This is a genomic window from Pseudomonas sp. 05N434, assembly GCF_056396965.1.
In genome coordinates this window covers 1-847 of sequence record NZ_JBFTMK010000968.1, presented here as the reverse complement: position 1 = coordinate 847, position 847 = coordinate 1, and the positions used below count along the sequence as shown (strand labels likewise).

At 50.8% G+C, this 847-nt stretch carries 2 protein-coding genes; one reads left to right on the top strand and one right to left on the bottom strand.

Annotation, left to right across the window (positions count from 1 at the left end):
• Positions 1-183, top strand: a 183-nt coding sequence (locus tag AC1DLB_RS31110) for a hypothetical protein (protein WP_477786418.1), incomplete at its 5' end; no start/stop codon positions are given.
• A 40-nt stretch (positions 184-223) separates the two neighbouring features.
• Here AC1DLB_RS31110 and AC1DLB_RS31105 read toward each other — a convergent pair.
• Positions 224-847, bottom strand: a 624-nt coding sequence (locus AC1DLB_RS31105; protein WP_477786417.1) for a phosphoribosyltransferase-like protein, incomplete at its 5' end; no start/stop codon positions are given.

Sequence of the window (847 nt, the reverse complement as noted above, 5' to 3'; positions counted from 1 at the left end):
GCGTTTGAATGCCAAACCCCAGATGCAAAAAAGCCCGCACTTGGCGGGCTTTGCCAGCTTGGATTGGTGGGCCGGGGTAATTTGAATCCACTAACGAAACTATTGATTTATAGCATTAATTTCTGGTTTGGCTTTTTGTTGGAATACCAATTGGAATGCCGTGCGAAGTTGCACTCCACTTGACCAGCCTCGTCACTCCACTCCGATCCTGTTGATACTGACTTCAATGGTCCACAGCGCCAGTCCTGCGGGCGTCCCAGAACAGTGGGAGCCAATTCACGGTTCTGTTGCTTAGAGTCACCTCACCGCCTAGCCACATCACTGGTAGCACGGGTTTAGGGATRCTGGATGCAAACACAATAGTCGATGCGAAACTCATGGCCCCCAACTGCATCCTTGCAATTTTCTCTGGGGGTATCACCACGGACTCGCCGCTTTCACTRCCATCGGCCTTTCTTTCGAGGAAATACCGCACCAACTGTGATCCGATTTCACTGCATACACCTAGACTCTCATCCCTCTCCTGGCCCCAGATCTCACTAGACGCGAAAGCATAGGGTTCGATCACGCTATCGATAGCCGTCCGTATGGATTGATCACTTCGATCTGTCAACGCAGGGAATCTGGTGTCAACCTCGTTCTGAAGGAAGGAAAAGTGAAAACCAGGTTTCGCCGAAGGAAATTGAAATTTTCCGGCAGAATTACGCACTGAAAACAGCCTCGCAGCGGAAAGACCTGCATCGCACGTGACGCAGTACCTGAAGACAATCTGTAGGTTTGACCGCATGAGCGCTTCATTTTGACTAAGCGCTTGCAACCTGTTCACTACCTCAACTCCGCTCCAGAG